General features: G+C 59.9%; 19 protein-coding genes, 1 pseudogene and 1 riboswitch. Of the genes and pseudogenes, 11 read left to right on the forward strand and 9 right to left on the reverse strand.

The features are described from left to right. Positions 1 to 334: 334 nt before the first annotated feature. Positions 335 to 568: a hypothetical protein gene (locus tag BK665_RS30010; protein WP_123410122.1), complete on the reverse strand. Its 234-nt coding sequence runs from the start codon at positions 566 to 568 to the stop codon at positions 335 to 337. Between the two features lie 205 nt (positions 569 to 773). Here BK665_RS30010 and BK665_RS30015 point away from each other — a divergent pair, with 205 nt between their 5' ends. Beyond that, complete coding sequence (locus BK665_RS30015) at positions 774 to 1358, forward strand: YajG family lipoprotein (protein ID WP_123410123.1); 585 nt, start codon at positions 774 to 776, stop codon at positions 1356 to 1358. A gap of 195 nt (positions 1359 to 1553) precedes the next feature. On the opposite strand, the gene BK665_RS30020 is transcribed toward BK665_RS30015, so the two are convergent. Then, the gene (locus tag BK665_RS30020; protein WP_010458215.1) at positions 1554 to 1760 is read right to left on the reverse strand and encodes a hypothetical protein; all 207 of its coding nucleotides are present in this window, start codon (positions 1758 to 1760) and stop codon (positions 1554 to 1556) included. 173 nt (positions 1761 to 1933) lie between these two features. On the opposite strand from BK665_RS30020, the gene BK665_RS30025 reads away from it, so the two are divergent. Continuing rightward, a complete protein-coding gene (locus BK665_RS30025; protein ID WP_123410124.1) occupies positions 1934 to 2218 on the forward strand; it encodes a hypothetical protein in 285 nt (94 codons plus the stop codon). Positions 2219 to 2316: 98 nt separating this feature from the next. On the opposite strand, the gene BK665_RS30030 is transcribed toward BK665_RS30025, so the two are convergent. Further along, on the reverse strand, positions 2317 to 3480 hold the full coding sequence (locus BK665_RS30030) for a 1-acyl-sn-glycerol-3-phosphate acyltransferase (protein WP_185076682.1): 1164 nt from the start codon (positions 3478 to 3480) through the stop codon (positions 2317 to 2319). A gap of 142 nt (positions 3481 to 3622) precedes the next feature. Here BK665_RS30030 and BK665_RS30035 point away from each other — a divergent pair, with 142 nt between their 5' ends. Genes BK665_RS30035 through BK665_RS30045 form a run of 3 tightly spaced genes read left to right on the forward strand, consistent with a single transcriptional unit; the run spans position 3623 to position 4734 of the window. After that, the gene (locus tag BK665_RS30035) at positions 3623 to 3805 is read left to right on the forward strand and encodes a CPXCG motif-containing cysteine-rich protein (protein ID WP_123410126.1); all 183 of its coding nucleotides are present in this window, start codon (positions 3623 to 3625) and stop codon (positions 3803 to 3805) included. 9 nt (positions 3806 to 3814) lie between these two features. Further along, complete coding sequence (locus BK665_RS30040; protein ID WP_123410127.1) at positions 3815 to 4075, forward strand: putative signal transducing protein; 261 nt, start codon at positions 3815 to 3817, stop codon at positions 4073 to 4075. A 35-nt stretch (positions 4076 to 4110) separates the two neighbouring features. Next, positions 4111 to 4734, forward strand: coding sequence for an SOS response-associated peptidase (locus tag BK665_RS30045; RefSeq protein WP_123410128.1), 624 nt, complete (start codon positions 4111 to 4113; stop codon positions 4732 to 4734). Positions 4735 to 4860: 126 nt separating this feature from the next. Here the strand turns inward: BK665_RS30045 and BK665_RS35475 are convergent, their stop codons facing one another. Beyond that, a complete protein-coding gene (locus BK665_RS35475; protein WP_375538962.1) occupies positions 4861 to 5703 on the reverse strand; it encodes a methyl-accepting chemotaxis protein in 843 nt (280 codons plus the stop codon). Between the two features lie 12 nt (positions 5704 to 5715). Next, positions 5716 to 7002 (reverse strand): annotated as a pseudogene (locus BK665_RS35480) (methyl-accepting chemotaxis protein); the annotation flags it as partial. A gap of 259 nt (positions 7003 to 7261) precedes the next feature. On the opposite strand from BK665_RS35480, the gene BK665_RS30055 reads away from it, so the two are divergent. Beyond that, positions 7262 to 8080, forward strand: a complete 819-nt coding sequence (locus BK665_RS30055; protein ID WP_123410130.1) for a M48 family metallopeptidase — start codon at positions 7262 to 7264, stop codon at positions 8078 to 8080. Between the two features lie 113 nt (positions 8081 to 8193). Here the strand turns inward: BK665_RS30055 and BK665_RS30060 are convergent, their stop codons facing one another. The 3 genes from BK665_RS30060 to BK665_RS30070 all read right to left on the reverse strand — a co-directional run bounded on the left by BK665_RS30060 (position 8194) and on the right by BK665_RS30070 (position 11028). Continuing rightward, complete coding sequence (locus tag BK665_RS30060) at positions 8194 to 8778, reverse strand: TMEM165/GDT1 family protein (protein WP_054045620.1); 585 nt, start codon at positions 8776 to 8778, stop codon at positions 8194 to 8196. Positions 8779 to 8866: 88 nt separating this feature from the next. Next, a riboswitch (yybP-ykoY riboswitch) is annotated at positions 8867 to 8990 on the reverse strand. Between the two features lie 40 nt (positions 8991 to 9030). Continuing rightward, entirely contained in the window at positions 9031 to 10029 is a 999-nt protein-coding gene (locus tag BK665_RS30065) for a methyltransferase (RefSeq protein WP_123410131.1), read from the reverse strand. Positions 10030 to 10062: 33 nt separating this feature from the next. Then, entirely contained in the window at positions 10063 to 11028 is a 966-nt protein-coding gene (locus BK665_RS30070) for a 2-hydroxyacid dehydrogenase (RefSeq protein ID WP_123410132.1), read from the reverse strand. A gap of 248 nt (positions 11029 to 11276) precedes the next feature. Here BK665_RS30070 and BK665_RS30080 point away from each other — a divergent pair, with 248 nt between their 5' ends. From BK665_RS30080 to BK665_RS30100, 5 genes are all read left to right on the forward strand, one after another. Beyond that, positions 11277 to 11906: a LysE family translocator gene (locus tag BK665_RS30080; RefSeq protein ID WP_123410133.1), complete on the forward strand. Its 630-nt coding sequence runs from the start codon at positions 11277 to 11279 to the stop codon at positions 11904 to 11906. 156 nt (positions 11907 to 12062) lie between these two features. Next, the gene (locus BK665_RS30085) at positions 12063 to 13745 is read left to right on the forward strand and encodes a fatty acid--CoA ligase (protein ID WP_123410134.1); all 1683 of its coding nucleotides are present in this window, start codon (positions 12063 to 12065) and stop codon (positions 13743 to 13745) included. Positions 13746 to 14091: 346 nt separating this feature from the next. After that, a complete protein-coding gene (locus BK665_RS30090; RefSeq protein ID WP_123410135.1) occupies positions 14092 to 15981 on the forward strand; it encodes a DUF1302 domain-containing protein in 1890 nt (629 codons plus the stop codon). Positions 15982 to 16009: 28 nt separating this feature from the next. Beyond that, positions 16010 to 17374, forward strand: a complete 1365-nt coding sequence (locus BK665_RS30095) for a DUF1329 domain-containing protein (protein WP_123410136.1) — start codon at positions 16010 to 16012, stop codon at positions 17372 to 17374. Between the two features lie 333 nt (positions 17375 to 17707). Continuing rightward, on the forward strand, positions 17708 to 20440 hold the full coding sequence (locus BK665_RS30100) for a winged helix-turn-helix domain-containing protein (RefSeq protein ID WP_123410137.1): 2733 nt from the start codon (positions 17708 to 17710) through the stop codon (positions 20438 to 20440). A 110-nt stretch (positions 20441 to 20550) separates the two neighbouring features. On the opposite strand, the gene BK665_RS30105 is transcribed toward BK665_RS30100, so the two are convergent. Further along, positions 20551 to 24192: a M10 family metallopeptidase gene (locus BK665_RS30105; RefSeq protein WP_123410138.1), complete on the reverse strand. Its 3642-nt coding sequence runs from the start codon at positions 24190 to 24192 to the stop codon at positions 20551 to 20553. Positions 24193 to 24289 lie beyond the last annotated feature (97 nt).

Consider the following 24289-nt stretch of genomic DNA (forward strand, 5'->3'; position numbering starts at 1 on the left):
ACCTCAAAAAAGGGCTGTCCCAGCCTGGCACCGTGCCCGGATGGATTGCCGTCATGGGATACATGACCGGCAAAACGGGCAAACAGCTCAGTGACCGAGCGTAATGACAGCTCTGCAGATTCGCGAAAAGTGGGGTATTGCTCAGGGAACAGCAAGCACGCCAGCTTCACTCGATCTGTGTGGGCGGCTCTCTGTGGGCGGTGCGGGGTGCCAATACCGGGGCATTGACGATGCTGCGAGGCCCGATCAGGAGACGTCCTTATAATCGGGGGGAGATTGTAACTAAGAAACGCAGGGAAATGGTCGTGAATAATGACTTTTATTAGCCGTCCGGTCAGATGGACAACAGCGCTTGTACCCGTGAGCGAGGCTGTTGCTGCCTGACGCGGGCGCTTGGGGGCAGGGGCTGGTGCAGCCAGTTCAGGCGGATTTCTTCGATTTCGACCCAGCCATCGCCCATGGGCTGGAGGCTGCACTGCTTGAACGCCTGGCAATGGCCATTGCGGTCGAGCAGGGCGAAGCTGCGGTGCAGCGGGCGTGGCGCGAACAACGAGATCAGATAACGCATGGCGAAGTACCTTGTGGGGTGACTGCTGTGAAGGTTGCCAGCAGGCCGTGACGCCAACGTGTATGGGCGGTTACAGCTGTGTGACAGGAACCGGCTCGTGCGGGGTTTGTCAGAGATTTCAGCAATCGTTGCGAGACCCTAGTTCGCGACGATGGCCCACCGCTATACTGCCGGCCTGTTTGTGCCTGATTCTGGAGAGAAGAGCATGTTGCAACGCCTGTTGTTCGGTTTGATCACTGTGACCAGTTTGACCCTGGTTGGCTGCGCCCACAGCCCGCAACAACTGAACCCGGAACCGAAGCTGACCACTCAGCTGGCCCCGGTTGGCCATGGCCAGCAAGTGGTGGTGCGCGTGGTGGACGGTCGTCCGTCGCCAACCCTGGGCACCCGTGGCGGTCTGTACCCTGAGACCAGCGCGATCACCGTGCAGGGCGCGCAGATTCTGCCGAAGCTGCAGGCCCAGGCCGAAGCGGCCGTGCGTTTGCTGGGTTTCACCCCGGTGTCCAACGGCATGAACGCGCCGCAGTTGACGGTGACCCTGGCCGAGCTGAAGTATCAGTCGCCTAAAGAAGGCATGTACGTGACTGAAGCCACCATCGGCGCGACCTTCCGCTCCGATGTGCAGAACGCCAACCGTCGCTACAGCGGTCGCTACGGTGCCTCCCTGGACCAGCGTTTCGGCATGGCGCCGAACCAGGAAACCAACACCAAACTGGTCAGCGATGTATTGAGCGATGCCCTGACGCGCCTGTTCAAGGACCCGACCGTGGGTCAGATTCTCGGCGAATAAGCATTCGCGAGAGGCAAAAAAGCCCGGGTGCCAGTGATGGCCCCGGGCTTTTTCATGCCTGCCTATTTCTGTGGGCGAATTCAAAACCCCTGTAGGAGCGAGGCTTGCCCGCGAAGGCGGCGTATCAGTCAATAATCATGTAGCTGACACACCGCTTTCGCGGGCAAGCCTCGCTCCTACAAAGGTTCGTCGGGGTCAGGCGGCTTGGGAGTAGAAATCCAGCACACTCACGCCCGTCAGCAAATCCGTCTCGGGCAAATCCGCATGTTGATGCCCGCCCAGTGCGCAATACACCAGCCAGTGGCGGTCCTGGACGTTGAAGGCGAGGCTTCCGACGAGGTTCTGCTGTTCGTCGCTTTGGGCGATGAGGTAGAGGCGGTCCTGGTTTTCGGCGTGCAGCATGGTGTGCTCAGTGTCGGTTTCGAGGGGCGACAGACTGGCGCATTCAGATGACGATGCCGTGACGCCGGACAGGAATCGGCCAAGTGGTTCGTTTTTTGTCACCCGCTTTCGGTAGAATCCGCGCCGCAGTCGTCGGCCGGCGTCTGCCACCCGAGTTTTGCCCGAGGTCCGAGATGTCGTTGCATTTGATTTCGTTGTTTACCAACCATCCCGCCAAGTTGATCAACCTGCTGGCCTTGCTGTTGGCGTTTCCCGGTAGTTGGCTGCTGCACGCCACCCGTCGTCGCGAACAACGGGCGCAGGCGGTGCTTGAGGCGGCGACCCAGAACCGTCGGGTCGATGATTCGATGTTGATGCTCGATGGCGCCACCCAGCGCATGAACCGGTTTTTCTACCGCTTCGGCTTTGCCTGCCTGGGTGTGGCGTTGGTCGTGTCGTGGATCAGCACCCGGTTTTGAGTCTTTAAAAGCAAAAGATCGCAGCCTTCGGCAGCTCCTACAGGGTGAACACAAATCCCATGTAGGAGCTGCCGAAGGCTGCGATCTTTGATCTTGCTTTAAAGCGGCAACCCCGCCTTCACCCGATACTGATTGCGCACCGGCGTCGCATATTGCAGCACCAGGAACGGACGATGCTCCTCAGGGCAAGCTTCCAGCCGGCGCTGCCACTCCTCCTGAGCCTTGGCCAGTTCATCCGCCGCAAACACTTCGGCAGCTTTGGGCACCTGCAACTGCGGATCAGCATCCTTCCACTGCGCATAAGCCAGGTAGTGCACCGGGAATAACCGGTAACCGCCGAGGATCTGCTTGTCCATCTCGATCGCCAATTGCTTGGTGTCGTCGAACAACTCGGTGATCGGCGCGGCGAAGTTCACGTGGACCCGGCCCTTGTAGCCGGTGATGCCCTTGGCAATGCTCACGTCGTCCTCGCCCGGCACTTTGCTGTAGCTGCCGGTGGTGGCGCGGATGAACAGTTCACGGGCCTTGGCCTGGTCGCACGGGTCGTATTCGTAGCTGATCGACACCGGGGTCACGTTCAGCGACTGGATGACTTCGCCGAACGGCTCGTCCTTGCGGCTCATGTGGAACATCTTGAGGATCGCCGACTCGGTGCGGTCGTCGCCGTCCTTGGCCCGGCCTTCGGCCTGGGCGATCCAGATCGAGGCGCAATCGTTGCGGATCGAGTGGTTGATGTAGGCCGACAGCAACTGGTAAGCGGCCATTTTCTCGCGGCGACCGGTGATCGAACGGTGCACGATGAAGCTCTTGTTCAAACGCATCAAATCGCTGACAAACGGCTTTTGCAGCAGGTTGTCGCCGATGGCGATTCGCGGGGTCGGCAGGCCGGCGTGGTACACGGCATAGTTGACGAAGGCCGGGTCCATCACGATATCGCGGTGGTTGGCGATAAACAGGTAGGCGCTGCCGGACTTGAACTGCTCGACACCGGTGTAGGTAACACCGTCGGTGGCGCGCTCGATGGTGTGGTCGACGTACACTTCGACTTTGTCTTGCAACGTGGCCACCGAGTGGACGTCGGCGAACTCACGGCGCAGCCGATGAGCTATAAGAGGCTTTAGCATCCAGCCGAAGGCACCGGCGTAACGCGGGAAGCGGAAGTGGATGAGGATGTCTAGAAATGCCTTGTCGCCGAGCAGCCGGTCCAGCACTGCAGGGACTTCGCTGTCGTCGTAAGGTCGGATGGCATCGAATTCGCCCATCATGCTCTCTTGTTAGAAACGGCTAGGGTAAGTAAAGGTTTTGATCGAAAACCAACGGGGCACGGTCTGAAAAGGTAGCCAGACAAAAATAGCCCTGCAAATAGACCGGCGATTATACGCACAAGTCACCTGGGAGACCGCGATGCTGGAAAGCGCAGTGTATGAATGTCCGTATTGTGGTGAAGAGGTGGAGACGACGGTGGATTTGTCCGGGGGCGATCAGACCTACATCGAGGACTGTCAGGTGTGTTGTCGACCCATTACGTTTGTGCTGCAGGTTCACGAAGATGAATGGCATCTCGAAGTCTTCAGCGAAAACGAGTGAGGGGTGCATATGCAACGAATCTACGAACCGGAAAACCTGATGGAAGGTGAGTTGCTGCAAGGAATGCTGGCCAGCGAGGGCATCGAAGCGCATCTGGTGGGGCGGGATTTGCTTGGCGGCACCGGCGAATTGCCGATCTACGGCTTGCTGGGGTTGTCGGTGGATAACGACCAGGCTGAATACGCTCGGGAGCTGATCACCGCCTACAATGCCGCGCTGCCGATGCCCGGCGATGAACCGGACAGTTTCCCCGGCACCCTGGTCTGTTAGGCTGACGTTCGTTTGATCAAGAGTCGTGTTGCCCCATGTGTGGACGTTATGCCCTGTTTCGCTGGAACCCCGCCTTCGCGGCCCTGCCTGGCTTCCCCGCCGATCAGCAGGCCCAGTGGAATATTTCTCCCAACGATTCAGTATTGATGCTGCGTGCCGGTGCCGACGGTCAGCGCGAACTGGCCCGTGCCCGCTGGGGCCTGACGCCGCCGTGGCTGACCGACTTGTCGCGCACTCCGGCCCACGCCCGGGCCGAAACCGTGGCCGAACAGCCGATGTTTCGCCAGGCCCTGCGCGAGCGCCGTTGCCTGCTGCCAGCCAATGGTTTCTACGAATGGCGCGGCACCACGCGCAAGCGCCCGTATTGGCTGACACCGGGGGAGGGCTCGGCGCTGTTTTTCGCGGCGATCTGGGAAGCGTATCCGGTGCAGGAGCAGGTGTGGCTGAGCACCGCAGTGATCACGCAACCGGCGGCGAGTCAGCGCCGGCCGTTGATTCTCGATGAGGCAGGGCAGGCCGCGTGGCTTGATCCCGAGACGCCGTTGCATGTGTTGCAGGGGTTGCTGGCCAGTGAGCCCGCCGCGTTGCGCGAACGGGTGTTGGCGAATCTGGTGAATGATCCGAAGCTCAATGGGCCGGAGTGTATTACCCCGGGTTGATGGGTTTTCTGTGCTGCCGTCTTCGCGAGCAAGCCCGCTCCCACAGGAGATATCCAGTGTTCACAAATTGTGTGTACACGGAAGATCTCCTGTGGGAGCGGGCTTGCTCGCGAAGAGGCCCTGGGATCAAACCTTGAACTGATTGATCAACCGCCGCTGCTGTTCCGCCAGTTTGGTCAGGTCCGCACTGGCCGCGCTCGATTCATCCGCCCCGCCGGCCACTTCATTGGCTACTTGGCCGATGTTGATCACGTTACGGTTGATGTCATCCGCGACTGCGCTCTGTTCTTCGGCGGCGCTGGCGATCTGGTTGTTCATGTCATTGATCACCGACACGGCCTGAGTAATCGTCTCCAGCGCTTCAGCGGCTTTTGCCGCGTGTTGCACGCTTTCATCCGTCCGGTTCTGGCTGTCCTCCATGACCCGCACCACATCCCGGGTGCCTTGCTGCAACTGCTGGATCATGGTCTGGATTTCTTCGGTGGCCTTCTGGGTCTTCTGCGCCAGGTTGCGCACTTCATCGGCCACCACGGCAAAACCACGGCCCTGTTCACCGGCGCGCGCGGCTTCGATGGCGGCGTTCAAGGCCAGCAGGTTGGTTTGCTCGGCAATCCCGCGAATCGCGGTGAGGATCGCGTTGATGTTCTCACTGTCCTTGGCCAGGGTCTGCACCACGCTCACCGCTTTGCCGATCTCCACCGCCAGCACGCCAATCGAATTCGAGGTGTCGCGCACGATCTGCATGCCCTGCGCCGCTGCCTTGTCCGCATGACTGGCCGCTTGCGCGGCCTGGGTCGCGTTGCGTGCTACGTCCTGTGCGGTAGCGGTCATTTCGTGCACAGCCGTGGCCACTTGATCGATCTCGGCCATTTGTTTGTGCACTCCGATGTTGGTGCGGATGGCGATGTCGGCGGTGTGTTCCGACGAATCGCTGACGCTCTGCACCGACGTCACCACCTGAGTGATCATCGCCTGCAACTTGGCCAGGAACGTGTTGAAGCCCTTGGCAATCGAGCCCAACTCATCGGCGCGGTCGCTGCTCAGGCGGCGGGTGAGGTCGCCTTCGCCCTGGGCGATGTCGTCGAGCATGGCCACCATTTGCTTGAGCGGACGGGCGATGCCGTGGCCCACCAGCCAGATCACCAGCAAGCCGATGCCGGCGATTATCAAGCCCACCACGGCCATGCCGAAGGTGTCGGATTTGCGCTGTTTATCCAGGTCGCCCTGGAGTGTTTGCAGGTCTGCCATCACCGCGTTCAGCGGCAGTTGCAGCATCAGCGTCCAGCGGGCGTCGGTCTGGCCGATGCCGAACGGCAGGTACAACTCGATCCGGCCATTGGCCTTGTCAACGGTGTAGGTCACTTCGCCGCGCTTGAGATTGGCCATGTTGGCAATCTGCTGGCTGTCGAGGATGTCGCTGACTTTCTCGCCGAATTTGCTCGGGTCCTTGGTGTAGGCAACGATCCGGCCATTGCCGCCGATCAGCGCCATCACGCCCGAACCGCCGTAGAGTTTCTGGTTGGCGCCCAGGAGCATTTCCTGGATGAAGTTCACCGACAGGTCGGCGCCGACGATGCCCTGGAAGGCGCCGTTGAGCATGATCGGTTCAATAAAGGAGGCGAGCATGACGATTTTGTCGCCGACCTTGTAGGGCGCCGGATCGATCACGCAGGATTTCTTGGTTTCTTTCGAGCACAGGTAGTACTCACTGGCGCGAATGCCGGTGGACAGGGTTTTCTGGTCGTCGACGTCCACCAGTTTGTCCAGGCCAAGGCTGCCGTCCTCGTTGCGGAACCACCACGGCAGGAAACGCCCGTTGGCGGCGTCGATGCCGACTACCTTGGTGTCGACGTAGGCCGCGTCATTGTGGTCCAGTGCGTTTTTTTCCCAGCCGATGTAGGTGCCGAGAATTTTCGGGTTCTTGGTGACGTTTTCCTTGATCAGGCTGATCAACTGCTCACGGCTGATATTCAACTGGGGCTGGCCATCGGCCCCCGGCGTACCGATCAGTTCGTTGACCCGCACCAGGCCGCCGGCAATCAGCAGCGGCGCTTCGAGTTCGCGCTGAATCTGGCTGACCTGGGTTTGCGCCAGGGAAGTCAGGCGTTGCTCGATGACTTGCTCGAACTGCGCCTGGGTCCGTTCCTGGACCATGTCTTGCGTCCGCGCACCGGAAAACAACGCGTACAGCACCAGGGCTGCAACCACGCTGAGGACGATAGCGCCGGCAAGGGCTGCCACGGAAAACTGGATCGACTTGAATTTCATGGGTGCTCCGCACGCAAGAGGACGTCTGCGCTGTTGTATCGGCCGGGGAATCGGAGTCCATGAGCGGGTAATGGCGAAATGACTGTTTTGGCGTGCTGGAGGTCGCAACTGGAGCGTGGTGGGCGAGGCGCTCGGGGGTATGTGAATTTTTTCCTACGCATAGCGGCTTTTCTGAAAGTGCGTGCAACACGTCTGTTGTATCTGGCGCCGATACAATTCCGCGCCTAGGATACGCGGCATGTTTTCAGGGAGCTTTTCGATGAACAAGACATTGGTTGTAAGTGCTTTGAGCGCAGCATTGCTGCTGGCCGGTTGCCAGTCGGTCAACACCACCAGCGGTGGCGCCGTGGGTGTTGAGCGTAAACAGTACATGTTCAGCATGTTGTCCTCGGATGAGGTCAACCAGATGTACGCCCAGTCCTATCAGAAGACAGTAGGCGAGGCGACGAGCAAAGGTGTGCTGGACAAGACCAGTACCGAAGCCAAGCGCGTCCAGGCCATCGCCGACCGGCTGATTGCCCAGGCGCCGAACTTCCGTCCGGATTCGGCCCAGTGGAAGTGGGAAGTCAACCTGATCAAGAGCGATGAACTCAACGCCAACTGCGGTCCTGGCGGCAAGATCATTTTCTACACCGGGCTGATCGACAGCCTGAAACTCACCGACGATGAAATCGCCGCGGTCATGGGTCATGAAATCGCCCACGCCCTGCGCGAGCACGGTCGTGAGGCGATGTCCAAAGCCTATGGCATCGAAATGGCCAAGCAGGGCGCCGGTGCCTTGTTCGGCCTGGGGCAAGACAGCCTGGCCCTGGCCGACACTGTGGCCAACTACGGCATGACCTTGCCCAACAGCCGCGCCAATGAAAACGAGGCCGACCTGATCGGTCTGGAGCTGGCGGCTCGTGCCGGCTACAACCCGAACGCGGCAATCACCTTGTGGAACAAGATGAGCAAGGCCTCGGAAGGCTCACCACCGGAATTCATGAGCACGCACCCGGCGTCGACCAGTCGGATTGCTTCGTTGCAGGCAGCGATTCCGAAGGTTATGCCGTTGTACGAGAAAGCCTCGAAGTCCTGAGTCGAGGCGGCTGACGCCTTCGCGAGCAAGCCCGCTCCCACAGTTGATCGCATTTCAATGTGGGAGCGGGCTTGCCCGCGAAGAACGATAACGCGGTCTAAAAACCTACGCGGTCAAACCCATCCACTGCTCTGCATCGCCTTGTACACCGCAACAATCGCCAGCACGAAGAACGCTGAAGCAGCCAATCGGCGGATCAGGGTCAACGGCAGTTTGTCCGCCGCAAAGTTACCCGCCAGTACCACCGGCACGTTGGCGATCAACATCCCGGCGGTGGTGCCGATGATCACCAGCCACAGGTCCGGGTATTGCGCGGCGAGCATCACCGTGGCGACTTGGGTCTTGTCGCCCATCTCTGCCAGGAAGAACGCGATCAATGTGGTCAGGAACGGCCCGAACTTGCGCGCCGTGCTGGCTTCGTCGTCGTCCATCTTGTCCGGCACCAGGGTCCACAACGCGGTGGCGGTGAAGCTCGCGGCGAGGATCCAGTGCAGCGTCGCATTCGAGAAGAAACTGCCGAACCAGGCGCCTACCGCACCGGCCGCCGCATGGTTGGCCAGGGTCGCGGCGACGATGCCGGCGATGATCGGCCAGGGTTTGCGAAAGCGAGCAGCAAGAATGAGCGCGAGCAGTTGCGTCTTGTCGCCGATTTCGGCCAAGGCAACGATTGCGGTGGGAACGAGAAGAGAATCCAGCATCAGGGTTTTCCTAAGGGGCGGGTCGACACGGCTATGACACGTACAGCCTCCCCGCCCCGGGTAAGGTGTTCGTGTCATAGGTCTTGTCAAACCCTGGCGACCATCTGTGTGGACGCTTGGGTCGCATACGCCATGGTCTGTTGACCAAGTATGTTGACGTATGCCGGACGAGCATGGCGCTCGTGGGAGACTACTCCCCTAGGACGGAGCGGATTCTGCCTAGGCAAAATCCGTTAGGCAAGCACTTATTTATCAGCCGCGTTTGGCGCGATAGATTCGGAAACCCTGACCTTCAGCCTTGATCGCACACACGCCCAGGTGCTCTTCGATCAGGGGCTGATACTTCAGGAAGCTGTTGGCAACCAAGCGCAGTTCGCCGCCGTTTTTCAGATGTTTGGCCGCTTTTCGCAGCAAGTTCTCGGTAGCGAAGTAATCGGTGTGCACCCCGACATGGAACGGCGGGTTGCTCAAAATCGCACTCAAACCCATCGGCGCCGCGTCGATCCCGTCACCGGTAATCACCTCGGCTTCCAGACCGTTGGCGGCCAAGGTCAGGCGACTGCTGGCGGCGGCAAACGCATCCACGTCCAATAAAGTGACTTGGTTGTGTGGATAACGCCGCTTGACCGCCGCGCCCAGCACACCGGCGCCGCAACCGAAGTCCAGCAAGTGGCCGCTGGGCAACTTGTCCAGATGCTCCAGCAGCAAGGCGCTGCCGCGATCTAGGCGACCGTGGCTGAACACACCCGGCAGGCTGATGACTTTCAGCGGTCCTTCGGCCAAGGGCAGTTCGTATTCCTGGGCCAGGCTTTCCAGGGATTTGGCGGCTGGTGCGTTGGCCACCGTGACCAGCCACAACTGGCAATGCCGCGCACTGTCGAGCTTGCGCGGTTTGCCGAACGGGTCCAGTTGCTTGGCGGCGCCTTCGATGCCGCTGCGTTTTTCACCGACCAAATACAGTTCACGGCCAGCCAGGCGCGAGGCGAGGGCGTTGAGGATGTAGTCGGTCAGGTCCTTGGACTTGGGCAGAAACACCACCGCCGTGTCGAATTCACGCTCCGGTGCGTTCACGCCAAAGTGGCTGCGCTCGGCGAAGCGTGCGTCCAGCGCCGCTTGGTCACCGGCGTGCCAGCACCAGCCGTGGGCATCGGGCAGGCGGCCCAGCAAGTCGTCGGCGGGCAAACCGGCCAGCAACACCGAACCCTGGAATAACTCGGCCTGACGAAGCAGTACTTCACTGCGCGGATCCATACTCTGCTCCTTGAAAAAAAGTGCGGCAGTTTATCAACTGACGACCCGCAGTGCTGTACCGCTGAAGAATGCCTGGGCGTTTTCAGTCAACTGGCCAACAATCCGCTGGCGCGCTTCGCGACTGCCCCAGGCGTTGTGCGGGGTGACAATCAGCCGTGGGATGTCATCGGCCAGCAGCGGATTGCCGGCAGTCGGCGGCTCGACGCTCAGCACATCCGTAGCCGCGCCACCCAGATGACCGTTGCGCAAGGCATCGGCCAACGCCTGTTCGTCGATCAAACCACCGCGCGCGGTATTGACCACGAAGGCGCCGGGTTTCATCGAGGCCAGTTCCCGGGCGCCGATGAAGTGGCGGGTGTGTTCGTTGAGCGGGCAGTGCAGGGTCAGGGCGTCGATTTGCGGCAGCAGTTCATCCAGCGGCAAGCGATCCGGGCGGTCAGGGCGGCCAGGAATCTTCCCCAGCAACACGCGCATGCCGAAGGCTTCGGCCAGTCGCGCAACGGCGCCGCCCAGTTCACCATGGCCGAGCAGGCCGAGGGTTTTGCCTTCGAGTTCGACGATTGGGTAGTCCAGCAGGCAGAACTGTTTGGCCTGCTGCCAGCGCCCTTCGCCCACGGCTTTCTGGTAATCGGCCAGGCGTGTTGCCAGGTTCAGCAACAGCATGATCGTGTGTTGGGCCACCGATGGCGTGCCGTAGCCCTGGCAGTTGCACACGGTAATCCCGTGGGCGCGGGCGGCGGCCAGGTCGACGTTATTGGTGCCGGTGGCGGTGATCAGGATCAGCTTGAGTTCGGGGCTGGCGGCGATGGCGGCGGCGTCGATCAGGATCTTGTTGCTGATGGCCACGGTGGCGCCCTTGAGGCGTTCGATCACCTGGTCCGGCGTGGTCTGGGCGAACAACTGCAAGTCGCTGAAGCAATCGCGCAAAGGCGTCAGGTCGAGGTCGCCCAGGTCCAGGGACGGGTGGTCGAGGAAAACGGCGCGGCGAGTGTTCGTCATCAACTGTACCTTTTGTGCCATGAACTGAAGGCGTAATCTGCCGAGCCTACCAGATGAAACAAATGGTTACGCACTGCCGGCGCCGAGCGCTGGCCCCATGTGGGAGCGGGCTTGCTCGCGAAGGCGGTGTGTCAGGCGATATTTGCATCAACTGACACGCCCTCTTCGCGAGCAAGCCCGCTCCCACAGGGAAAGCGTCAATCCTGTGAGTTTTCACTTTGCCCGATCTGCCCCAGAGGAGCCCCCCCATGTACTGGACAGAATTCTTGACCGTCGCCCTGATTCACCTGCTGGCCGTAGCCAGTCCCGGCCCGGACTTTGCCGTGGTGGTGCGTGAGAGCGTGACCCACGGTCGACGCGCCGGGACCTGGACTGCGCTGGGTGTCGGCACGGCGATTTTCCTGCACGTCGGTTATTCGCTGCTGGGCATCGGCCTGATCGTGTCCCAGTCGATCGTGCTGTTCAACGCCTTGAAATGGGCCGCCGCCGCGTACCTGCTGTACATCGGCTTCAAAGCCTTGCGTGCACAACCGGCCAAACCGGTGGCAGATGATCTGCACAAGGAAGTCGGCGAGCGCACCGCCCGTGGCGCCTTCACGTCCGGTTTCGTGACCAATGGCCTGAACCCGAAAGCCACGCTGTTCTTCCTGTCGCTGTTCACCGTGGTGATCAACCCGCACACGCCACTGGTGGTGCAGGCCGGCTATGGGATTTACCTCGCGTTCGCCACGGCGCTATGGTTCTGCCTGGTGGCGCGGCTGTTCAGCCAACAACGGGTTCGCGCCGGTTTCGCCCGCATGGGCCACTGGTTCGACCGGACCATGGGCGCGGTGCTGATCGCCATCGGCGTGAAACTCGCGTTCACCGAGATGCATTGATCGCACACGCCCGGTGACAAATCCTGCAAATGCTGGCTCAAAGCTAGCATTTGTACGGCTATGCAAATCATTCCTTTGGCTGATTTGGCTGCGGTATAAGGGCTCTAGAGTTAAGACCTTCAAAGCCAAGACCGTGCAGTCAGAAAAGGGATTCTTATGTTGCAGACTCGCGTTATCCCGCCAGCCGAAGGCGCTTACCAGTATCCGTTGCTGATTAAACGACTGCTGATGTCCGGCGCTCGTTACGAGAAAACCCGCGAGATCGTGTACCGCGACCAGTTGCGCTACAGCTATCCGACCCTGATCGAACGGGTCGCACGGCTGGCCAATGTGCTGACAGCGGCCGGGGTCAAGGCCGGGGATACCGTGGCGGTGATGGACTGGGACAGCCATCGTTACCTGGAATGCATGTTCGCCATCCCGATGATCGGCGCGGTGATCCACACCATCAATGTGCGCCTGTCGCCGGAACAGATTCTCTACACCATGAACCACGCCGAGGACCGCTTTGTGCTGGTCAACAGCGAGTTCGTCGGGCTGTACCAGGCCATCGCCGGGCACCTGACCACGGTGGAGAAAACCCTGCTACTCACTGACCTGCCAGAAAAAACCGCCGATTTGCCGAACCTCGTCGGCGAGTACGAGCAACTGCTGGCCGCTGCGAGCCCGCAGTACGACTTCCAGGATTTCGACGAAAACTCCGTCGCGACCACCTTCTACACCACCGGCACCACCGGCAATCCGAAAGGCGTGTACTTCACCCATCGGCAACTGGTGCTGCACACCCTGGGCGTGTCGACCATCATGGGCGCCATCGACAGCGTGCGGTTGCTGGGCACCAACGACGTCTATATGCCGATCACGCCGATGTTCCATGTGCACGCCTGGGGTTTGCCGTACGTGGCGACGATGCTCGGGCTCAAGCAGGTCTATCCCGGCCGCTACGACCCGGAATACCTGGTGGAGTTGTGGCGCAAAGAGAAAGTCACCTTCTCTCACTGCGTGCCGACCATCCTGCAAATGGTGCTTAACGCCAAGGCGGCCCAAGGCACCGATTTCGGCGGCTGGAAAATCGTCATCGGCGGCAGCGCGCTCAACCGTACGCTGTACGAAGCCGCCAAGGCCAAGGGCATTCAATTGACCGCCGCTTACGGCATGTCGGAAACGGGGCCGCTGGTGTCCTGCGCTCACCTCAACGACGAACTGATGGCCGGCACTGAAGACGAACGCACCACGTATCGGATCAAGGCTGGTGTGCCGGGGCCTTTGGTGGAGGCGGCGATCGTCGACACCGACGGCAACTTCCTGCCCGCCGATGGCGAGACCCAGGGCGAACTGGTGCTGCGTGCGCCGTGGCTCACCGAAGGCTATTTCAACGAACCGCAGAAGGGCGCCGAGCTCTGGGCCGGCGGCTGGCTGCACACCGGCGACGTGGCGACCCTGGACAGCATGGGCGTGATCGACATTCGCGACCGCATCAAGGACGTAATCAAGACCGGCGGCGAGTGGATCTCCTCCCTGGACCTCGAAGACTTGATCAGCCGTCACGTAGCGGTACGTGAAGTAGCAGTGGTGGGGATTGCCGATCCACAGTGGGGCGAGCGCCCGTTTGCCCTGCTGGTGATCCGCGAAGGGCATGAGATCGGGGCTCGTGAACTCAAGGAGCACCTCAAGCCGTTCGTCGAGCTGGGGCACCTGAGCAAGTGGGCGATCCCGAGCCAGATTGCCCTTGTTACGGAAATTCCCAAGACCAGCGTCGGCAAGCTCGACAAGAAGCGTATCCGCCTCGACATCACTGAATGGCAGGCCAACAACAGCACCTTCCTCTCGACGCTTTAAGCGTGTCCTGACCCCCCTCGGCGTGCCCAAAAGGGCACGCCAGCCCCACCAAGCAAGCGCTTGGCTTGTGAAATCCGGATTTTCAGCCATCCTTGCCGTGCCGACATGTGTCGGACTGGCGAAAGGACTGTTCCAGAGTGGCCGGCAGCTGCAAATCACACTTTAGAGGGATCAAGCAGTACTACCTGCTGGCTATAGTCCGCTCAAGGATTTTTAAGAACGGAGCAAACGCACAAACGGAGCGATGCACATTGGGATCGAATTCGGGACGCCTTGGCTTCCGGTCATCCACAACGTTTTTAAAAGTACTCACTGCCATAACAATAATGCACATGGAGTAGCGTCGATGACATCAGTAAACCAGTTCTGGCGCCGGGCGAAATTGCCCCTGGCGGTCAGTCTCGCCTCTTCGCTCGCCGGGCCCGCATTCGGCGTCAGTTTCAATGTCGGTGAAATCGAAGGTCAGTTCGACTCATCCCTGTCGATCGGTGCCAGTTGGTCTACTCAACAACCGAACAAGAACCTCATCGGCGTCAACAACGGCGGCCACGGCCTGTCGCAGACCTCCGATGACGGTCACGCCAACTTCAAGAGCGGGGAAACCTTCTCGAAAATCTTCAAGGGCATCCATGACCTTGAATTGAAATACGGCGACACCGGTGTGTTTGTCCGGGGCAAGTACTGGTACGACTTTGAACTCAAAGACGAAAGTCGCGAGTTCAAGGACATCAGCGACAACAACCGCAAGGAAGGCGCCAAGTCCGCCGGTGGGCAGATCCTCGACGCCTTCGTCTACCACAACTACTCCATTGCCGATCAGCCGGGTTCCGTGCGTCTGGGCAAGCAGGTAGTGAGCTGGGGTGAAAGTACCTTCATCGGCGGCGGCATCAACTCGATCAACCCGATCGACGTGTCCGCGTTCCGTCGTCCGGGTGCCGAGATCAAGGAAGGCCTGATTCCGGTCAACATGTTCTACGTGTCCCAGAGCCTGACCGAGAGCCTGTCGGCCGAGGCCTTCTACCAGCTCGAGTGGGACCAGACCGTTGTCGATAACTGCGGCACGTTCTTCTCCCAGCCGGACATCATTGCCGACGGTTGCGATAGCAACCTGCGTGTGCTGAACAAGCGTTCGCAGATTCCCGCCGTGGCGTTGGGTCCATTGGCCGCCAATGGCGTCGACGTCAACGAAGAAGGTGTGCTGGTCAAGCGCGGTGGCGATCGTGACGCTCGCGACAGCGGCCAATGGGGCGCGTCCCTCAAGTACATGTTCGACCCGCTCGACACCGAGTTCGGCGCCTACTTCATGAACTACCACAGCCGTGCGCCGATCTTCAGCGCCACCGGTGCCCCGCAGTCGGTTTACAACACTGCACGGGCGCTGCCAGGGCCGTTCGCCGCACTCGCGCCGCTGCTGGTGGCAGGCAACTCGGAATACTTCGTTGAATACCCGGAAGACATTCGTCTGTACGGCTTGAGCTTCTCCACCACCCTGCCTACCGGTACGGCGTGGAGCGGTGAAATCAGCTACCGTCCGAACGCACCAGTGCAACTGAACTCCACCGACATCCTGTTCGCCGGCGTCCGTCCTATCGGTGGCGCGTTGTCCAACGCTTCCCTGCTGACCGGCGTACCGGGTCAGGACCTGCACGGTTATCGCCGCAAGGAAATCACCCAGTTCCAGACCACCCTGACGCACTTCTTTGACCAGGTCATGGGCGCCAGCCGTCTGACCCTGGTAGGTGAAGTGGGCGTGACCCACGTCGGCGGCCTGGAAAGCACGTCCGACGTGCGTTACGGCCGTGACCCGGTCTACGGTCCGGGTGAGTTGCCAGCCACCGGCGGCACCGATACCTGCGCCAACATCCTCAACGCCAGCACCATCAACGGCGCCGGTCCTGGTTCGCCACAGAACAACCGCAGCCGCAACTGCACCAACGAAGGCTTCACCACGGCTACTTCGTGGGGCTACCGCGGTCGTGCCATCTGGGAATACAACGACGTGTTCGCCGGTGTGAACCTCAAGCCGAACGTGGCCTGGTCCCATGACGTCAGCGGTTACTCGCCTGGCCCTGGCGGCAACTTCGAGGAAGGTCGCAAAGCGGTGAGCCTGGGCGTCGATGCCGAATACCAGAACACCTACACCGCGAGCCTGGCCTACACCAACTTCTTTGATGGCAAGTACACCACCGTGGATGACCGTGACTTCGTCGCGCTCAGCTTCGGCGTGAACTTCTAAGCACTGTTTTTTCAGGACGAACACACATATGAAAATAACAAAGAGTCTGTTCCACGCCGGTGTTCTGGGGCTGTCGCTGCTGGCGACAAGCGTCATGGCAGCGGTGCCTGCCGCTGAAGCGGACAAGCTGGGCAAGAGCCTGACCCCGATGGGCGCCGAAATGGCGGGCAATGCCGACGGTTCGATCCCGGCCTGGAAACCCCTGGCGAAGAATGCCGGCACCGTCGACAGCAAAGGCTTCCTGTCCGACCCGTACGCCAGTGAAAAACCGCTGTTCACCATCACTGCGCAGAACGTCGACCAGTACAAAGAGAAACTTGCTCCGGGCCAGTACGCGATGTTCAAGCGCTACCCGGAAACCTTCAAAATGCCGGTCTACCCGTCCCATCGCGGCGCTACCGTGCCGGATGACGTGTTCGCCGCCATCAAGAAAAACGCCACCGCCACTAACCTGGTGTCCGGCGGCAACGGCCTGGAAAACTTCGAAACCGCCGTACCGTTCCCGATTCCGAAAAGCGGCGTCGAAGTCATCTGGAACCACATCACCCGCTATCGCGGTGGCAGCGTGACCCGTCTGGTGACCCAGGCCACGCCACAGCCGAACGGCTCGTTCAGCCTGGTTTACTTCCAGGATCAGTTCGTGTTTCGCGACAAGATGAAGGACTACGACCCGAAAAACCCGGGCAACATCCTGTTCTACTTCAAGCAGAAAGTGACCGCGCCGGCGCGTCTGGCCGGTGGTGTGCTGCTGGTGCACGAAACCCTAGACCAGGTTAAGGAACCCCGTTCGGCGTGGGTCTACAACGCCGGTCAGCGTCGTGTGCGTCGCGCTCCGCAAGTGTCCTATGACGGGCCGGGTACTGCCGCCGATGGCCTGCGTACCTCCGACAACCTGGACATGTACAACGGTGCGCCGGATCGCTACGACTGGAAACTCGAAGGCAAGAAAGAGATGTACATCGCCTCCGACAGTTACAAACTCGACGATCCGAAGCTGAAATACACCGACATCATCAAGGCTGGCCACATCAACCAGGACCTGGCTCGCTACGAGCTGCGCCGGGTCTGGCACGTGGTCGCGACCCTGAAGGAAGGTCAGCGTCACATCTATGCCAAACGTGACTTCTACATCGACGAAGACACCTGGCAGGCTGCGGTGATCGACCATTACGACGGTCGCAATCAACTGTGGCGCGTTGCAGAAGCCCACGCCGAGAACTACTACGACAAGCAAGTGCCGTGGTACGCCCTGGAAACCCTGTATGACCTGCAATCGGGTCGCTACCTGGCACTGGGCATGAAGAACGAAGAGAAGTCGGCGTATGACTTCGGCTTCACCGCCACCACCAGCGACTTCACCCCGGCTGCACTGCGTCAGGATGGTGTTCGCTAACACCCGCTGAACAGAGGCCGCATCCTCGAAAAACGCCCCGACTGGTTCGGGGCGTTTTTTTGCCTGGCGTTTGAATGTGTGGTGATTTTGCTGGCCCCTTCGCGAGCAAGCCCGCTCCCACAGTTGATCGCATTCTCATGGAAGAACGCATCACCTGTGGGAGCGGGCTTGCTCGCGAAGAACGCGACTCGGTCTGCCAGAAAAAACCGCTGACATCTTTGCATGTAGTCTTTTTGTAGCCATTTGTAGCAACTACCTTCAATAGCTCTGCGTTTACCGCTAGGCTGCGGACATCTGTAACGCCGCCAACAGCATTTCTAACAAGAGCCGGCCATGACTGATCTGTCCCCACTTCCGGGTCCTGCAAGCGTTGCCGTCGCGGCACTGGACGGGCGATTCTTCCGACCGCCGTTGCCTGATGGCCATGTATTGCGCCCGCGTTTGTGCGAGCGCCTGAGTGCGGGGCTGGGTGGTCGGCTGCTGTTGGTCAGCGCCCCGGCGGGGTTCGGCAAGAGTTCCTTGGCGGTGGAGTTCTGCCAGGGCCTGCCGGCGCATTGGCAAAGCCTGTGGCTGGGGCTGAGCCCACGGGACAACGATCCGGGGCGCTTTCTTGAACGTCTGCTAGAAGGTCTCCAGGATTATTTCCCCCAGCTAGGCAGCAAAGCACTTGGGTTGCTGAAGATGCGCCAACGCCATCAGCCGTTTGCCTTTGAAGAATGGCTGGACGGGTTGCTGGATGAGCTGGCGGTGCACCTGTCGCCGAGCACGCCCTTGCTGCTGGTGCTGGACGACTATCATCTGGCCCAAGGCCCGGTGCTTGATCGTTGCCTGCAATTTTTCCTCAATCACCTGCCTGATGGCCTGCTGGTCATGGTCACCAGCCGGCAACGTCCGGACTGGCACCTGGCGCGACTGCGCCTGTCGCGGCAACTGCTCGAACTGCATGAACAAGACCTGCGCCTGACCCACGACGAAGCCCTGACCCTGCTTGATCGTCACAGCAGTTCATTGCGCGGCGAAGCGCTGGAAAACCTGATCCAGCGCAGCGAAGGCTGGGTGGCCGGCCTGCGTTTCTGGCTGCTCGCGGCGTCCGAAGGCGATGGCGCGTTGCCGCAGTCGCTGCACGGCGGGGAAGGGCTGATCCGCGATTACCTGCTCGAAGAAGTCATCGATTGCCTGCCCGCCGAAGTGCAGGCCTTCCTCTACGACACGGCGCCCCAGGAGCGCTTTTGCAGCGAGCTGTGCGACGCCGTGCGCGAGGCCCATGACAGCGCCGAGATCCTGCGCTTCCTGTTGGCCCACCAGGTTTTCCTGGTGCCGCTCGACGAGCACGGCCACTGGTATCGTTATCACCATCTGTTTTCCGACTTGTTGCGCACGCGACCCAAAACCCAGGCCCTGGTGCCCGCCGCCAGCCTGCATTTGCGCGCCTGCCGCTGGTTCAACGCCCAGGGTTTGCTCGACGAAGCGGTGGAGCAGGCCTTGCGCGCCGGGCACCTGGATGTCGCGGCGAATCTGGTGCAAAACCTTTCGGAAGAGCAACTGCTGGCGGAGCAAAACGTCGGCATGCTGCTGCGTTGGAAAATGGACTTGCCCGACAGCCTGCTGATCAGCACGCCACGGCTGATCGTGCTGTACAGCTGGGCCCTGGGGCTGGCCTGTCAACTGGACGCCGCTGAGGAATTGGCCAATCACTTGAGCCGCTTCCTGCCGGCGCCCTCGGCCACGGCGCAGAAGTCCATGCTGGCGCAATGGCTGGCCCTCAGCGGCATCATCGCCCGAGGCCGCGGCAATCGTGAATTGACGCTACTTTATTGCACCGAAGCGCTGGAAAGCCTGCCCGCCAAACGCTACGGCCAGCGCCTGATGTGCCTCTCGACCCTGTCCAACCTGGCCATTGCCGATGGCGACCTGTGGCGTGCCCGTGGCTTGAATCGGGAGTCCCTGGAGCTGGCGCAACGGGTCGGCAATCCATTATTCGAAGCCCTGGCCCATTACGACCGCGCCCGCGTATTGCAGGCCCGAGGGGAAATCCTGCGTTCGCTGGATGAAGTCCGCCAGGGCCTGCAACGCCTGCACGGCTTGTCGCCACAACGGCTTTATGCGGTGCGGGCCCGGCTGATCCTGTACGAAGGCTTCTTGCTGGCCCTGCGCTCGCAGCCTCAGGCCGCCCGGTTACGCTTGCAAGCCGGTTTGGGCGAGGCCCGGGCCTGCCGCGATATCAGCGTGTTGATCGGCCACTGCGTGATCGCCAGGCTCGAAGGCAACAGCGGCGAGTTCGCCAAAGCCTTCGCCGAACTGGCCGAAGCCGAACGGCTGATGCACATCTGGGACGTCCCGCCGATCTACTACCTGGCGATGATCACCCTGGTCAAATGCGAACTCTGGCTGGCCCAGGGTCGCATCGATCTGGCCGAAGCATGGCTGGCGCGATTGGGCCAGACCTACAACGGCGAACACCCGGCAGCCCCACCGGAGTTTCATCCTCAACTGCCGCTGCACATCGAATTGCAGCAAGCGCTGCTTGATGTGATTAAAGGCCAACCGATGCTGGCGGAAGGGCGGCTGAATGCGCTGTTGGAGCACGGGCAGCAAACGGGTCGGCAGATGCTCAGCGTGATGGCCCTGACGCAAAAGATTGCGTTGTTGCTGGCGGGTGGGCGTGAGCCGGAGGCGCGCAAGGCATTGGCGCAAGCGCTGGAAGCGGCGGCGGGTGGTGTGCTGCAGCCGTTCGACGGGTTGCTGACTGAGCATTCGGACTGGTTGCGCGGGCAGTTGCCGCTCTGTGCGCCCACCGTCGTGTCGCAAAACCTGCTCGATGGACTTCCGGCCCTGGCAAGTCGTCCGGTGCTTGAACCCTCCCTCGGTACGGAAACCCTGAGTACACGGGAACTGGCCGTCCTGCGGCTGATTGCTCAGGGCTGCTCGAATCAGGAAATCAGTGATCAGTTGTTCATCTCACTGCACACCGTAAAAACGCATGCCAGCCATATCAATAGCAAGTTGGGGGTTGAGCGACGCACACAGGCGGTGGCGCGTGCGAAGGCGCTAGGGGTACTGGTTTAACCGCGTAACAACCGACCCTGCGAAAACAAAAACGCCCCGAACCGGTCGGGGCGTTTTTATGGGTACGTGGTGGCCTACAGAAAGGCCGCCACGGTTTTTGCGATGGACCGTCAGGCCACCATATCGCTGGCGCTGAACGTATTGACCCCCACGAGCTGGATTTCGAAATCAGTCCCCGTGCCACCGCTGACATTGCCCGACAGTACGTGGTCGACAAAGCGCACTTGCCCGGCCCCGGTGAACTCGTTGGCGCCGATGAATGTGAACCCACTATCAAAGCCCGCATTCGGAAGGTTGGAATCAAACTTCGTCAGGTCGATTTTGTCACCTTGCAGGCTGTTGAAGTCGGTGATGACGTCGCGGCTGGCGCCGACGCCCATTTCATTGACTGCACTGAACACAAAAGTGTCGGCACCTGCGTCGCCGAATAGGATATCGGTCCCGGCACCACCGTCCAGAATGTTGTTACCGGAATTGCCGTACAGCAAGTTGTTCAGGGCGTTGCCGGTGCCATTCAGGTTGGATAGGCCTACGAGATTCAGGTTCTCGACATTGTTGCCCAGGGTGTAGTCGACGTAGGAGTAGACCCTATCGATTTGCGAGAGCGAGGTGCCGGTTTCGATCACTACGTCGCCGACGTTGTCGACAATGTAGGTGTCGTTGCCGCCGCCGCCGATCATCGTGTCTGCGCCGAGACCACCGTTGATGAAGTTGGCATCAGCGTTGCCGGTCAGGGTGTTGTCCAGGTCGTTGCCAATAGCAGTAAAGGCTCCAGACCCCAGCAACAAGATGTTCTCGACATTCTGCAGGTTGTTCATGACCAGGTTGACGGTACTGTCCTGGGCAGTTGCGTTGTAGACAACAAACAGGGTGTCGTTGCCTTCGTTGGCATTTTCCTGGACAAGAGCCAGTTCGCCCGACTGATCAATGGCATAGTCATCGTTGCCTTTACCGCCGATCATCGTATCCAGACCGGCGCCACCATTGAGCTGATTATTGCCATCGTTACCGATTAGCACGTTGTTCTGGGCGTTGCCGATGGCATTGATGTTGGCGCCGCCGGTCAGGGTAAGGTTTTCAATGTTGGCGTCCAGCGTCCAGGTTATAGAAGACCGAATAGTGTCGATCTCGCTGACCAGGGTGCTGGCTTCAACCACGACGTCGCCAATGTTGTCGACAATGTAGGTGTCGTTACCAGTGCCGCCCGCCATGTAATCGGCCCCAGCCCCACCGTCCAGAATGTTGTCACCGGTGTTGCCGTAGATCACGTTGTTCAAGGCATTGCCAGTGGCGTGCAAATTGGCGATGCCGGCCAGGGTCAGGTTCTCGACATTGTTGCCCAAGGTGTAGTCGATGTAGGAATAGACCGTATCGATTTCCGAGAGCGAGGTGCCAGTTTCGGTCACGATGTCGCCGACGTTATCGACGATGTAAGTATCGTTACCGGCGCCACCGATCATCGTGTCAGCACCTGTCATACCGTTGAGGAAGTTGGCGTCGGCATTGCCGGTCAGGGTGTTGTTCAGATCGTTGCCAATAGCAGTAAAGGCACCTGCTCCCAGTAGCAGGATGTTTTCGACATTCTTCAGGTTGCTTAGGCCCAAGTTGATTTGATTGTCCTGGGCGGTGGCGTTGTAGACAACGAACAAGGTGTCGTTACCTTCGCTGGCGTTTTCCTGGATGAGCGCCAGTTCGCCCGACTGGTCAACGGCGTAGTCATCGTTACCTTTGCCGCCGATCATCGTGTCCAAACCAGCGCCACCATTGAGTTGGTTATTGCCGTCGTTGCCGACCAATGCGTTGTTCTGGGCGTTGCCGATGGCGTTGATGTTGGCGGTGCCTGACAGAGTCAGGTTCTCGACATTGTTGCCCAAGGTGAAGTTGATGTAGGAATAGACCGTGTCGATTTCCGAGAGCGAGGTGCCATTCTCGATCACCACGTCACCGACGTTGTCGACGATGTAGATATCGTTACCGGCGCCGCCGGTCATGATATCCGCGCCTTTGCCGCCGTTGATGAAGTCGGCGCCGCTGCCGCCGGTCAGGATATTGTTCAGGTCATTGCCGGCCAGGACGAAGTTGCCAGCAGTGGTCACCACCACGTTTTCGACGTTCTGCAGATTGCTCAGGTTCAGGTCGATCAGGCTGGTCTGTGGCGTCGGCGAATAGAGGACCACCAAGGTGTCACTGCCTTCGTTGGCGTTTTCCTGGATCAGCGCCAACTCGCCGGCTTGATCCAAGGCGTAGGTATCGCTGCCTTTGCCGCCGATCATCGTATCGAGGCCGGCACCACCGTTGATCTGGTTATCCCCGTCATTGCCGGTGATAACGTTGTTCTGGGCGTTGCCGATGCCGTAAGTATTGGCGGTTCCAGTGAGGATCAGGTTTTCCAGGTTGGCGCTGAGGGTGTAGTTCACCGATGCCTTCACGGTGTCAATCTCGCTGGCCAGGGTGCTGGTTTCGCTGATGACGTCGCCAATGTTGTCGACAATGTAGGTGTCGTTGCCGGTGCCGCCAGCCATGTAGTCAGCCCCGAGGCCGCCGTCGATGATGTTACTACCAGTGTTGCCGGCGATCACATTGTTCAGGGCATTGCCAGTGGCATTCAAGTTCGCGCCGCCCGAAAGGGTCGCGTTCTCGACATTGTTGCCCAAGGTGTAGTCGATATAGGCATAGACAGTATCGATCTCTGAGAGTGAAGTACCGGTTTCGATCACCACATCGCCGATGTTGTCGACGATGTAGGTATCGTTGCCGGCGCCACCGGTCATCGTGTCCGCGCCCGCCATGCCATTGAGGAAGTTGTCTAGCGCGTTTCCGGTCAGGGAATCATCGAAGTTCGAGCCTGTGGCGTTTTCAATCTTAGCGCCGTAGGCAATAGCCAGTCCGTCATTGACGGCATTGCCGTCCCCGTCGGTAAACGCTTTGCCGATATGGCTGAACTGACCTTCGTTGAGATTGATCTGCACGGCTGCAAGTTGGTTGCTGGCGTCGATCGTATCGTTGCCGCCGGCGTCCCAGATAGTCTCGAACACGGATTGATCCGGTGCCCAGCTGTAGACGTTATTGCCGGTTTGCCAAAGCATGTTGGCACCGTAAAGTTTCTGGATCGTAAAAATATCCAGCAGCATCGGTGTCGTAGGCTGATAGGAGTACGAATTGTTGTAGCTCATCAGCGTGAAGTGCGAGTCGTCGAGCAACGGTGAAAGCACGGTGCTATTGGTGGGACTGCTTTCGAAAGGATGTTTGAGCCCCAGGGCATGACCGATTTCATGGATGAAAGTCATGTAGTCGTAAGTGCCTTTCACCGGATTCGGGTTATTTGTCGTCGGCCCGATCCAGACATCGCCTCCCAGAGGTGTCCTGTCCGGGAAGTACCCCCAGGCAGCAGTTTTTGGATCCATGCCAGCGTAACCACCGAACCGCAGGTCGCCGGCGCTACTGACGTTGTCAGCTACCAGGCTGAACTTGATATTTGCCACCGCGCTCCAGGCGGCAAGCGCACTGGTCACGGCAGTTTGTTGCGCGGATGTCAGGGCGAAACTGTTCAGGAATTCATTGTCCGGGCTGTAGCCTCGGGCGAAATACGACTGGTTAGGCGTTACGAAACTGTAGGTCAGCCGGGTTGAAAAAAAATCTACTCCACCGAAATCAGGGCTTAGCCACTGTGTGCCGTAAATCAGGCTGTCAGCCTGGGCATTACCGGAAAGAAATGATGGCTGGGTGAGCGCATAGCCTAGTGGAGACGACATTTGAATATCCTGAGTGATTTTACGACCGTCCTGGGGTGGTCGCTGCAATAAGCAATTTTGTACTGGAAACTGCGTCAATTGATATCACAGAGCCACT

It is taken from the genome of Pseudomonas frederiksbergensis, assembly GCF_003732665.1.
Lineage (GTDB): Bacteria > Pseudomonadota > Gammaproteobacteria > Pseudomonadales > Pseudomonadaceae > Aquipseudomonas > Aquipseudomonas frederiksbergensis_G.